Raw genomic sequence first — 13,404 nt, forward strand, 5'->3', positions numbered from 1 at the left:
TAAAAAGAATTGCGATGTTTACTTCTATCTACAGCTTTATCAGACCATTCCTACTATTCTCTGTTTCTGTCATGCTATTCCTAACCTTAGTACGAACAGGGTTGGCTATCTGGCAATTAGATAGATTTAATGACTTAAATAGTATATGGAGCCTAATCACAAATGGCTTTCGTATAGACTTAAGTAGCGTAGGTTACTTATGCGCCATCCCGGCGTTATTGCACCCTTGGGTGTCAAAAACTAGATTTCAAGAATATTGGTCATTGGTTTTGCGAATTTGGTTTTTGATCTGCTTTATGGGCATATTGTTTTTTGAATTAGCAACGCCCGCATTTATCAATGAATACGGCTTTAGACCAAACAGGCTATTTATTGAATATCTAGCTTATCCTGATGAAGTGTCTAAAATGCTGGTGAATGGTCATTTGATAACAATATTGATAGTGTTTGCTCTATTGCTATTTCCTGTTAAAAAAATATGGCAGTTTACTGATCACGTAGTCTCTAACAAAGTAAAAGAAGATAACGCAGCAATCGGAAGTAGGCTGGTTTCTTGTTTGATGCTTTTTGTAATAATTGCTTTATCTGCACGAGGGACATTAGGCCACAGACCAATCAATCCTGCCTTAGTGTACTTTTCCACTGACCCACTAGTTAATTCACTTACATTAAATTCGACCTACAGTGTTGCTTATGCGCTTAATCAATTCGGTGATGAAAAAAATGCAGCTAAGTTGTATGGCAAGATGGAAGATGATCGAGTTATTGAGCTAGTTCGTCAGGAGTCAAAACAACCTTTAGACAGCTTCAAAAACGATAACTTACCCACTTTAAGTAAGCGCTCTCCGAGCTTTAAGGGGCAACCAAAAAACTTGGTAATTATCCTTGAAGAAAGCTTAGGTGCCCAATATGTATCATCTCTTGGTGGAATCCCGCTGACACCTGAAATTGATAAATTAAATCAAGAAGGTTGGGCATTTAAACGATTATACGCAACAGGCACTCGCTCCGTTAGAGGTATTGAAGCGGTTATAACTGGCTTTACTCCAACTCCCTCTAGGGCAGTAGTTAAGTTAGACAAATCGCAAAAGGACTTCTTTACTATTGCATCTCTGCTAAAAGAAAATGGTTATGAGACTCAATTTATTTATGGTGGAGAAAGTCATTTCGACAACATGAAAAGCTTCTTTCTAGGAAACGGTTTTACAGACATTGTTGACTTTAATGATATTGAAAACCCACAATTTGTAGCGTCTTGGGGGGCAAGCGATGGTGATTTGTTTAATCAAGCTGATATTGAGTTAACTAAGCTTCATAACGAAGGAAAACCATTTTTTAGCTTCATATTTACGTCAAGTAACCATGATCCATTTGAAATTCCTGACGGTATTGTTACCTCTATCCAGTATAGCGATAAACAATTGACGAAGTATGATGACAAAGAATTACTGCGCCATAAAGCCATACAATATGCAGATTATGCCTTAGGACAATTTATTGCAAAAGCAAAGATGCAAGCCTATTGGGAAAACACAATATTCCTCGTTGTTGCCGACCATGATGCAAGAGCAATGGGTAAAGATCTTGTTCCTATTAACAATTTCCATATTCCGGGTGTGATCCTAAACTCAGGTAAAGAACCCACTTTAGATCAACGAATAGTCAGTCAAATCGATTTAGCACCAACTCTTTTGTCATTAATGGGTATAGAGAATATTTCACCAATGTTAGGTCAAGACCTAACAGTTCCAACGGCTTCTAATAGAGCTATGATGCAGTATGCAGAGAATTTTGCTTATATGGTTAATGATGAAGTAACCATCCTTCAGCCAAGTAAAGCACCTTTGAACTTTCAATATAATTATGAACTCAACACACTATCACCAATAGATGTTAATCATGATACTTCAGAAATTGCATTGGCCCATGTATTGTGGGGAAGTTTGGCGTATAAAAACTATTGGTATTCTCAGCAGGGAAAATAATACTCAACGATAAGTTTAATCAAAAATGAGATGGTGAACATCTGTAGTCGCAATTAGTTTTAAGATGTAATATTGCAGTCGAAAGACCGAAAATGGCACAGAGCCGTCCGTTGGCTCTAACTCATTTCTGTCCAAAAACGAGTTTACCCGACCCTCCGCTTTTCGCTCAAATAAGACCCCGAAAAATGGCTCATATAGCTATCTAGGCCAACGCTTTCAAAAACAGAAGTATATTTCCGATAACTACCTTTGAATTCCTATAAACGGAAGTTTGCTTCCGAAATATAGCAATATTGGGTTAGAAACCGGAAGTTTACTTCCGTTTTGTACTTTAAGTTTATAAACCGGTGTTTAATGAAAGCTGGGAAGTCTAGAGGTACAAGCAAACATTGGGTTATTAAATTTAATAATTAGCTTTTAGCTAAATTTAGAAAAACTTTAAAGCTGGTAGTTTGATTATTTGAACTGACCTCTATATTTCCACCGTTTGCTTGCGCTAGAGCTTTAACTATTGCAAGCCCTAAACCAGCTCCATCGCTGTGTCGTTGGCGCGATTTATCGGGTCGATAAAAGCGGTCAAATAAATAAGGTAAATGCTCAGAAGGTATTCTCTCCCCAGTATTAATCACTGAAATACATATTTTATCAGCGGTAAATATTTCACTATTTACTGTGATTGATGAGCCTTTTGGGGCATACCTTATTGCATTGGATAGGAGGTTTGATAATAATTGGCGAAAGTGTAATTTGTCACAATAAAAACAAAGGTTTTGACCTTTTTTCTTAAATGTAATCAATGAGTCTTCAGCCAAAGCATCAAAGTACTCAAATAATGCTTCAATTTCATCATGGCTTTTTAGAGTATTTTGAACGGGTTTAACCAGTCCATTCTGAGTTTTTGCAAGCCAAAGCATATCACTAACCATCTTAGTTAGTCGTTCCAGCTCTTCTAGATTAGAAAACAATAATTCTTGATACTCTAACAACTGTCTTTTTTTAGATAAACCAACCTGTGTTTGAGTGATTATATTTGTTAGTGGAGTACGTAACTCATGCGCAATATCACTAGAGAAATTTGATAAACGAATAAATTCACCTTGGAGCCTGTCGAGCATCGAGTTAAACGACTGCACCATATTAACAAGCTCAATAGGCACTTTATTTTCATCAAGCCTTACATCCATCTTATTAGTTTGGATGTCATGCATTTTCTGACTCAAACCTCGTAAAGGGTTCAATCCTTGATGTATAGCAAACCAAGCCACCAATAAAATGAGTACCGCAGAGCCAAACATAATAGCCCAAAGACTTTGTTGAAATTGATTGAGAAAGTGTAAATGAAAGCTCATGTCTATCGCTGTAGTAATTTTGTATTGCTGTTGCTCAGTACTTAAATTACTCACCAGAGCTCGGTAGGTGTGGGTATCATTTTGCCATGAGGTAATGTTGTTACGGTTAAAGCCAGTTGAAACCTTAGCACTCATTACAAAATCACTAAAATCTCGTTCAGAGCTTTGAAAAATGAGATCTCCTTTTGCGGTATTTACCTGATAGTAAACACCGTGATGACCCGCTACAGCGTTAGATAATTCATTTTTAAATTTCAGGTTTGATTTATAGTGTTGTCTTAAAACTAATTCAATAGATTGATTAATAACATGCAGTTCACTACTATCTTGCTGGAAAAAATGATGTTTTATCGAACTATTTATTAAGGTGGCAACTAAAGTTAAGCACGCAATAACGGTTACAGCCACAAACAACACAACACGCATCGTAAGTGATAAAGGCCGTGACTTAATAGCCATCAGTTTCAACCTCTAATTTATAGCCCATACCGCGAACTGTATGAATTAATTTAATAGTAAAGTCATCATCAACTTTTGCTCTTAGCCTACGAATGGCAACATCAATCACATTGGTGTCGCTATCAAAATTCATATCCCATACTTGAGAAGCAATTAACGAACGTGGCAGTACTTCACCTTCGCGCCGTAACAATAGTTCAAGTAAGCTAAACTCTTTATTACTCAATAAAATACGCTTGCCTGCACGTTGTATTTTTCGCTTTGGAATATCCATTTCTAAATCAGCAACGATCAGTATATCGTCAACTGTTTGTACTGCACCACGGCGAATAAGAGTGCGTACTCTTGCTAAAACTTCAGCAAAAGCAAAAGGCTTTATTAAATAGTCATCAGCACCAAGTTCGAGCCCCTTTACTCTATCGTCTATGCTATCGCGAGCAGATAAAAATAGTACTGGGGTTTTGTTATCTGCTTCACGTAGCGACTGTAAAATTTTCCAACCGGATACGTCAGGTAACATGACATCAAGTATTATTACATCAAATAATTCGGTCATTGCTAGGTGATGACCGTCAAGACCATTGCGCGCCAAAGAAACCTGAAAACCAGCTTCACTTAGTCCCTGTTTTAAATAATCTCCCGTTTTTGCTTCATCTTCAACAACTAATAAGCGCATACAATTCCTTCATTAAAGTCCTAACAACTACCTCTGCAAATATTATGCAGTATCTGTCACTACAGCAACATGACACCAAGATTACAACTTTGTAATGTTCGCGTCATGTTGAAGACAGGTCTATTTTCTATACTCAATACATATTCTGCTATGAAGGAGTAAGGAAATGGGGTTTAAAAAGTCATCACAACAGGTTAGCACACCACGAAGACGATTTGTTCAAGGCTTAATTGCAGGAGGTGTACTTGCTGCTTTTCCGAGTGTATTACATGCTGCATCATCTTTAGTAGCAGGAACAATAACAGGCACTGTGCCCGAACTTAGCGGCGAAGTAATTGATCTGGTTATAGATGAATCGCCGGTTAACTTTACTGGCGTAGTACGTATGGCGACAACTATCAATGGATCTATACCCGCTCCTACCTTGCGCCTCAAAGAAGGCGATGACGTTACTATTAGAGTAACAAATAAGTTATCAGTACCGAGTTCAATTCATTGGCATGGCATTATTTTACCGTATCAAATGGATGGCGTACCTGGTATCAGTTTTAAAGGCATTATGCCTGGCGAAACCTTTGTTTATAAATTTAAATTACAACAAAGCGGTACATATTGGTATCACTCACATAGTGGCTTTCAAGAAATGACTGGCATGTACGGTGCATTAATTATTGAACCGCGAGAAAAAGATATTATTAGTGCAGATAACGAGCATGTTATTCAATTATCTGATTGGACTGATGATGACCCAATGGCGCTGTTCCGCAAATTAAAAATACAGAGTGATGTATTTAACTTCAATCAGCCCACTGTTCCAGAATTTTTTGATGACGTTTCAAATAGCGGTGTTTCGAATGCTTTGCAACGCCGCAAAATGTGGAATCAAATGAGAATGAATCCTACAGATTTAGCTGATTTATCTGCATCAGCAATGACTTTTTTAATGAACGGTAGTACTCCAATGGCAAACTGGCGTGGATTATTTAAAGTCGGTGAAAAGCTTAGGTTAAGGTTTATTAATGGCTCTAGTAATAGCTTTTTTGACGTGCGTATCCCCGAGTTAAAACTAACGGTTGTACAAGCAGATGGGCAAAACGTTGAACCAGTGACAGTTGATGAATTTAGATTCGGCCCTGGTGAAACCTACGACGTAATTGTTGAGCCTAAAAATGATGCCTATACGATTTTTGCTCAAAGTATGGATCGCTCTGGTTACGCAAAAGGAACTTTATCAAGCTCGCCTAATATTGATGCGCCAGTACCTGCACTTGACCCTGTTGAATGGTTAACGATGACCGATATGATGGGCAATATGACCCACGGCGGTGAGCACTCTGCAATGGCTGGTATGGCAGGCATGTCAGGTATGAACTCTAAAGAAATGGATCATAGCGCTATGGGCCACGGTGCAATGGCGATGGATCATAGCAAACATGGTATGTCTGAAAACCCATTAGCGGTTGCCAGCTCTAAAGTGCGTCATGCAAAAACGGAGTATGGAGCTTCAGTTGATATGCGCGTTGATATGCCTAGAACAAATCTTGATGATCCTGGTATTGGTTTACGTAAAAATGGTCGTCGTGTTTTAACACTTGCAGATTTACACTCACTTGAAGGGATCACTAACCAGCAAGAGCCAGAAGCTGAAATTGAGCTGCATTTAACCGGAAACATGGAGCGTTATAGCTGGTCATTTGATGGCTTAGAATTTGGTAAAAGCACGCCAGTGCATATGAAGCATAACCAACGTTTAAGAGTTATTTTACAAAACGATACCATGATGACGCACCCTATGCATTTGCATGGTATGTGGAGTGATTTAGAAAACGAGCAAGGTGATGTGCAAGTGCGACGTCATACGATACCTGTTCAACCCGCACAAAGAATCAGCTTTTTAACCACCCCTCACGATGTAGGTCGCTGGGCTTGGCATTGCCATTTATTATTCCATATGGATGCCGGTATGTTTAGAGAGGTAGTCGTATCATGAAACAATTAAAACTATCTAAATCATTAGGTTTATTAATGTTAACAGGGGCTTCATTAATTAGTTTCCCTTTATTAGCGCAAAGTGAAATGGCACAAATGAATAGCGCTAAGATGCAACCACAAGGAGGAAGTGCACCTAAAGATGCAAGAGACCCCCATGCTTACTCTGCGGGAACAACTTTAACAGAAGGCCCATATGCGCTTGAGGGCAATGAGCGATTAACACTCGCTGATGAGCATCCATTTTACGCATTACTAGGCGATCGTCTTGAATATAACGAGCAAGCAAACGCAGGTGTATTTGACTTACAAGCATGGTACGGCACTACCTTTGATCGATTGGTAATTAAAACCGAGGGTGATTTCAGCGAAGGAAGTATTGAAGAAAACCAAACCGATATTTTATGGGGTCACGCCGTATCAGCATATTGGGATACTCAAGCAGGTGTTCGTCTTGATTACAATAAAGAAGGTGAAAATCGGCAATGGTTGGCTTTTGGCTTACAAGGTTTAGCCCCTTATTGGTTTGAACTTGATATGACAGCATACGTAGGTGAGCGAGGCAATACCGCATTTACGTTAGAGGCAGAGTACGAACTATTACTCACGCAAAAGCTAATTATACAACCGCGAGCCGAAATTACACTTTATGGCAAAAACGATAAACAAAACGAACTTGGAAGTGGCCTATCAAGCAGCGCGATTGGCTTTAGGGTTCGTTATGAATTTACACGCCAGTTTGCGCCCTATATTGGCGTTGAATGGAGCAATAAATTTGGCAATACCGCCGACTATGCCACATCAAGTGGACAAAGTAGCAACAACACCGCATTTGTTACGGGTATTAAATTTTGGTTTTAATCATTTTAAATAAGAGGTAATTATGAAGTTTTTTAATTCTGCAGTAGCTATTTTAGGTTTAGTACTTACATTTTCCGCATCAGCGCATATATCACTCAAGCAATCAACACCTGCGCAAGAAGCCATGTTAATGAAAAGCCCAGAGCAACTTTCGTTAACTTTTGGTGGTGAAGTAAGGCTAGCAAAAGTCATCATCAAAGATGAAAAAAATAAATCAATAAACTTTGATTTCAAACCAAGCTCTACCCCAAGCACAGACTTTAGTTGGTCATTGCCGAGCTTAGTCCAAGGCACTTACACGGTTAAATGGACAGCACTGGGTGGTGATGGACATAAAATGACCGACACGTTTAGATTTATGGTACACAAAAGTGAATCGCATAAGATGATGCAAGAACAATCTAATACCCACAGCAAACATAATCATTAAGTAGCAACATAATGCAATTAAGTGAATGGTCAGTACTCTTACTATTATTAAAACTAGCAAGCTATATCGCAATTGCAGGGCTTGCGGGCACTTTATTAATGCGCTTTATGTGTGGCAACAGCAATGTTGCAGGGCATCACTTAATTAGCTTTTATCAGTTCTTAAAACGTTGGCAAATTACGTGTGTAGTTACAGGTAGTATTGCTGCACTTTTACAAGTACCAATAGAAGCTGGAGCAATGGCTGAATCAGGCTTTATGGGAATGTTTGACCCCTTTATGCTTGAAATTGTTTGGCAATCAGTCATAGGTGACCAAGCAACGTTTAGAATACCAGCGCTCATTATTGCTCTAATTAGCGCATGTATGTGGAGTGTGGAATCAGATGATAACGTAGCAGGTTATAAAAACGTTGCCGTTATACTAATCATGCTTGGGTTTATCGCTTATAGCTTCACTTTTACTGGGCACAGTGCAAATGAAAATGGGTTAGTGAAAAGTATTTTAACCTTTCACCTTATTGCCATTGCGAGCTGGTTAGGGTCATTGTGGCCGCTTTACAAAAGCTGCACTTTACTACCTACCAGTGAAGTAAAGCGGTTAATGCATTACTTTGGTCAACTCGCTATTGTTATTGTATTTGTACTACTTATTTCGGGCTTAACTCTGCTCCTGCAGTACCTAGAGTCATTTTCTGCATTGTTTACATCAAATTATGGGCAACTAATTTTATTAAAGCTGTTACTCGTCAGCGCGATGCTGTTACTAGGTGCATGGCATAAGCTTTTTTTAGTCCCGCAAATCACTCAACAACACCATATAAGTATATTAAAACGCTCGATTACTGTTGAAATAGTAATTGCCCTGTTTGTACTTATTACAACAAGTGTATTTACCACACTTGTTGGTCCGCCTATTTAACGATTAATAAAAAGGGAAACGTATGTTAATTAAATCCTTTAATTTAAAAATTTTATTGCTACTAATTTTTAGCACTGTTAGTTCTTTTACTGTTAGTGCACATGACGATGAAAAATATTCAAAAAAAGGCAAGGCCTTTGTCAATGTTGATAGCGAGGCTGCAAAAACAGTCAGCCTATTTCATGCATATCTAAAACAAGGTAATCGCGAAGCTGCACGTAAATTACTGGCCGACGATGTCATCATTTTTGAAGGCGGAAGTGTTGAGCGTTCTGCAGATGAATACGCGAAACATCATATGATAGCGGATATGAAATTCTTAAGTGCTGTTAATAGTGAACTACTAGAGCATCAAGTTTACACAAATGGAGACATAGCTTACTCAATTTCAAGAAGTAAAACTCAAGGAAAGTACAAAGGAAAAGATATTAAGTCTATGGGAATGGAATCAATCACATTAAAAAACACCGATACAGGTTGGAAAATCACTCATATTCACTGGTCTAATTAAGGAGTTAACAATGCGAGTAATCTACATTACCTCAGCGTTTTTTTTATCATTAACTATGTCATTTTCGGCAATGAGTATCGAAAAACAGCATAAAACATCAATAATCTATGAAAATTCAGAAAAACCTGAAATTGAGCTTACCGTTTATAAAAGTAAAAATTGTGGATGTTGTAATAAGTGGATTGCTCATTTGAGTGAAAACAATATTCAAACAAAAGCAATTAACGTTAATGACATGGGGTCGATTAAATCTCAGTATCAAATAAAACCTAATATGCGCTCATGCCATACAGCCGTGTCAGCCGATGGATTTGTATTTGAAGGTCATGTTCCCGTTAAACATATAAAACAGTTTTTATCTGGGCAACACGCTCCGCACATTACAGGCTTAAGTGTACCAGCCATGCCTATTGGCACTCCCGGAATGGAAATGGAGGGTATATTTCACAAATATAATATTGAACTACTCACTGACAACTCAAATGAAGAAACCTACAGATACATAAGTAAATCCAGCGAGCAATTTTAGCCTAACGGCATAATTTTTGATTTAATTGTTAAATACCCATTTTACACAACAGGAAACACTGATTTGTGAGCTTGATAGTGTAAAAATTACTCACATGTAAAAACAAAATACAAAACTTTTAAGGAGCAATACAATGTCACACTATTCAAAATTTTTTTTAATGATAGCAACATCCACAATAACCATGTTTGTATTGATGTATTTGAACACCTACCAACTTAGTCATGTTTATTTTAGTGAAACTCGTACTTATATGGCGCTTTATATGGGAGCCACGATGGCAGTGATAATGCTACTTTTCATGCTCAATATGTATAAAGATAAAAAGAAAAATATAACAGTACTCATTGCTAGTGTTGCCGTATTTGCAGGAAGTTTATTTTTAGTTCGCTCACAAGTGACTGTTGATGATAGCTCATGGATGTCGGCGATGATCCCACATCATTCAATTGCCATACTCACCAGTGACAGGGCAAAAATCAAAGATAAACGCGTTCAAAAGCTTGCTACAAATATAATTGAAGCCCAAGAGCGAGAAATAAAAGAAATGCAATGGCTCCTAAAAGATATAGAGCAAAACGGCATTGCACAAACCAATGCTCAAGCACAATTAAGAGCTGTTCCAGATTTCAATTCAAATAAATAAACCGCATAACATAAGGAGTAAAGCATGAGTAAATCAGCCCAACTTTTTAGAATGGCAACAGATGAGCATATTTGTCCGTTTGGTTTAAAATCAAAAGACCTACTAGAGCGAGAGGGATATACAGTTGATGATCAGCTTTTAACTTCTCGAGAGCAAACAGATGAATTTAAAAAACAACACAGTGTAGAAACTACACCTCAAGCATTTATTGATAATAAACGTATAGGTGGCTACGACGATTTACGTGATTACTTTAATAAGCCACAAGCAGCCCAAGAAGGTACAACTTACACGCCCGTGATTGCGATTTTTTCGGTTAGTTTTTTGCTTAGTGTGGCATTTAGTTTTGCATCGGATAATAGCTTATTATCAATGCAAACCGCTGAACTGTTTGTAGCCCTAACAATGGCAGTGTTAGCAATACAAAAGCTTCAAGACTTATTTAGCTTTACTAATTCATTTATAACCTATGACTTAGTCGCTATGAAAGTAGTCAGGTACGCTTATGTCTACCCATTTTTAGAAGCATTTGTTGGCATTGGAATGATAGCCGGATTACCAGCCTATATTATTGCCCCTATTTCATTATTCATAGGTGGGGTTGGTGCTGTTTCAGTGATAAAAGCAGTCTATATAGATAAACGAGAGTTAAAATGTGCGTGTGTAGGCGGTGACAGTAACGTACCACTAGGGTTTATCTCTCTAACAGAAAACTTATTTATGATAGCTGCCGGTATTTGGATGTTTGTTAGGTAAATAACAGCTTTAATTTAAAAACATGATGATGTACTAGTGTGATTACCAAGGGATTATGTCGCTCTAATTACCGAGCGACTTTGTCGTAAATAGCATATCAGCTGTACTAGCTCATATCAGATCTCACAGTTTAAGTGAATAAGTTTAGACTTCATCAGGCAGACTGCTATGAGCTGTGAGTTCAACCACTCGATGCAACACACTGATTAAATCGCTCCGCAGGTGTTTCGTATTCTAGTGTTTTCCGCGGTCTCTCATTAAGTTGTCTGGCAACTTGGTTTAATCTTATCTGAGAATGCTCATTTAAGTTAGTTCCTTTTGGAAAATATTGTCTTAATAACCTATTTGTATTTTCATTGGAGCCGCGTTGCCAAGGTGATTGTGGATCGCAGAAATATACTTGAATATCTGTAGCTAGAGTAAAGTCTTTATGATTTGTAAGCTCACATCCTCTGTCCCAAGTTAATGATTTATAAAGCTCTGCTGGCAACTTATTAGCTTGTTTAATCAACGCTTCGATTACTGGCTTTGTTTTATTACTAGGTACTTTCACTAACATTACATACCTAGAGTGCCGCTCAACTAGAGTCGCGATAAAACTGTTTCCTGAGCCTTGGATCAAGTCTCCCTCCCAGTGGCCTGGAACAGCTCTGTCTTCAACATTTGATGGCCTTTCACTAATTGGTACAGCGTCAACTATCTTTCCTAACCCTTTACCTTTAAGAGTGGCGTGTTTTGATTTCCTGACTACCCGCTGCGTCCTTAAGTGTTTTTGTAGCTCTTTTTTTAAGGCGCCGCGGGTTTGTATATATAGGGTTTTATATATTGTTTCGTGCGACACATTCAAATCCTCATTATTGGGGTATCTCCGCCTAAGCCAACCAGAGATTTGCTGAGGTGACCATGCAGATTCCATCTTTTGAGCAATGATTAAACATAATTCTTTGTTGCCATACAGCTTACAAGGCTTAGGGCGTTTGGCATTTTCCCAGGCAACTTTGTCAGCTTTACTCGCTCGATATTTTTTAATCCCGCCGTGGCGGTTTACTTCACGGCAAATAGTGGAAGGTGAGCGATTAAGGTATCTCGCTATTTCTCGAAGTGACTTACTTGCTGCTAACCCTCGTGAAATGTCTTCTCGCTCTGCAAGAGTTAGTGTTGTTGGTGAGCGTTTGGGCTCAAGCGGCCGAACACCACCTGTTTTATGGATAATACCTAATATAGATGAATGGTATCGATCAAATAGCCTTGCTATATCATGCGCACTATCACCGCGCTGATATCGATCCCAAATTAACCTTCTTTGTTCTGCATTATAATAAATACGCTTTCTCTGTTTCATGTAAACGCTCCTTTAACTAATAATAAGGATAGCGTTGCATTCACCAGTTGAACTCACAGCGAAAAGCAGACATTGACCGTTAATCGTTTCAACGACGGCAATTAGCCATACGTTGCATGTTTGCTCCCTTACTGGTTTTACGATATCCAAAACCGACATAACGACCATTAAGCAAATACCAAAGTAAAATAGGTATGTGCTTCAATCATATAGCCAAAGAGGATAAAGCGTTAATAGCACTGCTACAGGCCCTAGAATGCTGAAGACAGCTCTGGTATGGTTTTTATTTTTGTGCCAGTTGTATAAGTTTACCAATAGTTCCAAAGATGCAAAAATAGGTAAAAGCGTATTTACAGCTATTCCTTCGAAGTGAGAGAAGAAGCCTAGTCCTAATGCCGATGCAAGTGACCTTAATGCAGGGAAGCAGGCCGTGCCGCTAGCCAAACGCCACTAGAGCCTACTCTGTCTAATATTTTATTTATCATTTGAAAGTCTATTGGTTGATATTACCATCATTCTAAACTCCGTATATAAGTACGGAGTCAATCATTTTAATGAATCAATTATGGGGCAATGTGTTGGATCTTCGTTTTGCATACAGGTATTTGTCATATCCACAATTACTTTCTCTAAACGTTGAAGGTCATTAATTTTGTCTCGAATGATTGCTAACTTTTGTCGGCTTAATAGCTCAACTTGAGTGCAGTTGCTGTCCATAGACATTAGCGATTTTATTTCTCTTAACGTAAAGCCGAGCGCTTTGGCTTTTGTGATAAACCTAAGTTGTCCTGCTATTGTTTCGTCATATTGTCTATAACCAGATATTGGTTTTTCAGGTTGTGTAATCAGCCCTTCTCGTTCATAAAAACGAATGGTTTCTACATTTAAATTTAATGATTGTGCTAATTTGCCAATGGTTTACATTATTGCCTTTGTGAATACTACTAATCT

At 38.2% G+C, this 13,404-nt stretch carries 14 protein-coding genes; 9 read left to right on the forward strand and 5 right to left on the reverse strand.

Annotated features, from left to right (window positions below; genetic code table 11):
• The first annotated feature begins 14 nt into the window (after positions 1-14).
• Positions 15-1,985, forward strand: a complete 1,971-nt coding sequence (locus tag PMAN_RS04505) for an LTA synthase family protein (RefSeq protein ID WP_010558012.1) — start codon at positions 15-17, stop codon at positions 1,983-1,985.
• Between the two features lie 410 nt (positions 1,986-2,395).
• Here the strand turns inward: PMAN_RS04505 and PMAN_RS04510 are convergent, their stop codons facing one another.
• Both PMAN_RS04510 and PMAN_RS04515 read right to left on the reverse strand, forming a co-directional pair.
• Entirely contained in the window at positions 2,396-3,793 is a 1,398-nt protein-coding gene (locus tag PMAN_RS04510; RefSeq protein WP_010558011.1) for a heavy metal sensor histidine kinase, read from the reverse strand.
• Positions 3,783-4,469 carry a heavy metal response regulator transcription factor gene (locus PMAN_RS04515; RefSeq protein ID WP_010388408.1) on the reverse strand — a complete coding sequence of 229 codons (687 nt, stop codon included), beginning with the start codon at positions 4,467-4,469 and terminating at the stop codon, positions 3,783-3,785. Before PMAN_RS04515 ends, PMAN_RS04510 begins: the two co-directional genes overlap by 11 nt.
• 166 nt (positions 4,470-4,635) lie before the next feature.
• Between PMAN_RS04515 and PMAN_RS04520 the strand changes: the two genes are divergently transcribed.
• The 8 genes from PMAN_RS04520 (at position 4,636) to PMAN_RS04555 (ending at position 11,111) form a co-directional block, all read left to right on the forward strand.
• Complete coding sequence (locus tag PMAN_RS04520; RefSeq protein ID WP_010558010.1) at positions 4,636-6,459, forward strand: copper resistance system multicopper oxidase; 1,824 nt, start codon at positions 4,636-4,638, stop codon at positions 6,457-6,459.
• Entirely contained in the window at positions 6,456-7,319 is an 864-nt protein-coding gene (locus tag PMAN_RS04525) for a copper resistance protein B (RefSeq protein ID WP_002963237.1), read from the forward strand. The genes PMAN_RS04520 and PMAN_RS04525 overlap by 4 nt, the downstream gene beginning before the upstream one ends.
• A 22-nt stretch (positions 7,320-7,341) precedes the next feature.
• Positions 7,342-7,749, forward strand: a complete 408-nt coding sequence (locus tag PMAN_RS04530) for a copper resistance CopC family protein (protein ID WP_010558009.1) — start codon at positions 7,342-7,344, stop codon at positions 7,747-7,749.
• An 11-nt stretch (positions 7,750-7,760) separates the two neighbouring features.
• Positions 7,761-8,669 carry a copper resistance D family protein gene (locus tag PMAN_RS04535; RefSeq protein ID WP_010558008.1) on the forward strand — a complete coding sequence of 303 codons (909 nt, stop codon included), beginning with the start codon at positions 7,761-7,763 and terminating at the stop codon, positions 8,667-8,669.
• Between the two features lie 22 nt (positions 8,670-8,691).
• On the forward strand, positions 8,692-9,180 hold the full coding sequence (locus PMAN_RS04540; protein WP_010558007.1) for a YybH family protein: 489 nt from the start codon (positions 8,692-8,694) through the stop codon (positions 9,178-9,180).
• Between the two features lie 10 nt (positions 9,181-9,190).
• Complete coding sequence (locus PMAN_RS04545; RefSeq protein ID WP_002963058.1) at positions 9,191-9,709, forward strand: DUF411 domain-containing protein; 519 nt, start codon at positions 9,191-9,193, stop codon at positions 9,707-9,709.
• Positions 9,710-9,842: 133 nt separating this feature from the next.
• Positions 9,843-10,355: a DUF305 domain-containing protein gene (locus PMAN_RS04550; RefSeq protein WP_010388415.1), complete on the forward strand. Its 513-nt coding sequence runs from the start codon at positions 9,843-9,845 to the stop codon at positions 10,353-10,355.
• A gap of 24 nt (positions 10,356-10,379) precedes the next feature.
• Entirely contained in the window at positions 10,380-11,111 is a 732-nt protein-coding gene (locus tag PMAN_RS04555; protein ID WP_002963060.1) for a MauE/DoxX family redox-associated membrane protein, read from the forward strand.
• Between the two features lie 181 nt (positions 11,112-11,292).
• Here the strand turns inward: PMAN_RS04555 and PMAN_RS04560 are convergent, their stop codons facing one another.
• The 3 genes from PMAN_RS04560 to PMAN_RS04565 all read right to left on the reverse strand — a co-directional run bounded on the left by PMAN_RS04560 (position 11,293) and on the right by PMAN_RS04565 (position 13,368).
• Positions 11,293-12,453, reverse strand: coding sequence for an IS30 family transposase (locus PMAN_RS04560; RefSeq protein WP_138529284.1), 1,161 nt, complete (start codon positions 12,451-12,453; stop codon positions 11,293-11,295).
• 201 nt (positions 12,454-12,654) lie between these two features.
• Complete coding sequence (locus tag PMAN_RS19230) at positions 12,655-12,897, reverse strand: MerC family mercury resistance protein (protein ID WP_327077832.1); 243 nt, start codon at positions 12,895-12,897, stop codon at positions 12,655-12,657.
• A gap of 102 nt (positions 12,898-12,999) precedes the next feature.
• On the reverse strand, positions 13,000-13,368 hold the full coding sequence (locus PMAN_RS04565; RefSeq protein WP_028834999.1) for a MerR family transcriptional regulator: 369 nt from the start codon (positions 13,366-13,368) through the stop codon (positions 13,000-13,002).
• Between the last annotated feature and the right edge of the window lie 36 nt (positions 13,369-13,404).

The organism is Pseudoalteromonas marina (assembly GCF_000238335.3).
Taxonomy (GTDB): Bacteria; Pseudomonadota; Gammaproteobacteria; order Enterobacterales; family Alteromonadaceae; genus Pseudoalteromonas; species Pseudoalteromonas marina.

Coding starts and splice junctions, on each gene's coding strand:
- PMAN_RS04510 (WP_010558011.1), bottom strand. CDS start 3,793: ATGGCTATTAAGTCACGGCCTTTATCACTTACGATGCGTGTTGTGTTG.
- PMAN_RS04520 (WP_010558010.1), top strand. CDS start 4,636: ATGGGGTTTAAAAAGTCATCACAACAGGTTAGCACACCACGAAGACGA.
- PMAN_RS04550 (WP_010388415.1), top strand. CDS start 9,843: ATGTCACACTATTCAAAATTTTTTTTAATGATAGCAACATCCACAATA.
- PMAN_RS04540 (WP_010558007.1), top strand. CDS start 8,692: ATGTTAATTAAATCCTTTAATTTAAAAATTTTATTGCTACTAATTTTT.
- PMAN_RS04530 (WP_010558009.1), top strand. CDS start 7,342: ATGAAGTTTTTTAATTCTGCAGTAGCTATTTTAGGTTTAGTACTTACA.
- PMAN_RS04555 (WP_002963060.1), top strand. CDS start 10,380: ATGAGTAAATCAGCCCAACTTTTTAGAATGGCAACAGATGAGCATATT.
- PMAN_RS04515 (WP_010388408.1), bottom strand. CDS start 4,469: ATGCGCTTATTAGTTGTTGAAGATGAAGCAAAAACGGGAGATTATTTA.
- PMAN_RS04525 (WP_002963237.1), top strand. CDS start 6,456: ATGAAACAATTAAAACTATCTAAATCATTAGGTTTATTAATGTTAACA.
- PMAN_RS04535 (WP_010558008.1), top strand. CDS start 7,761: ATGCAATTAAGTGAATGGTCAGTACTCTTACTATTATTAAAACTAGCA.
- PMAN_RS04505 (WP_010558012.1), top strand. CDS start 15: ATGTTTACTTCTATCTACAGCTTTATCAGACCATTCCTACTATTCTCT.
- PMAN_RS04545 (WP_002963058.1), top strand. CDS start 9,191: ATGCGAGTAATCTACATTACCTCAGCGTTTTTTTTATCATTAACTATG.
- PMAN_RS04560 (WP_138529284.1), bottom strand. CDS start 12,453: ATGAAACAGAGAAAGCGTATTTATTATAATGCAGAACAAAGAAGGTTA.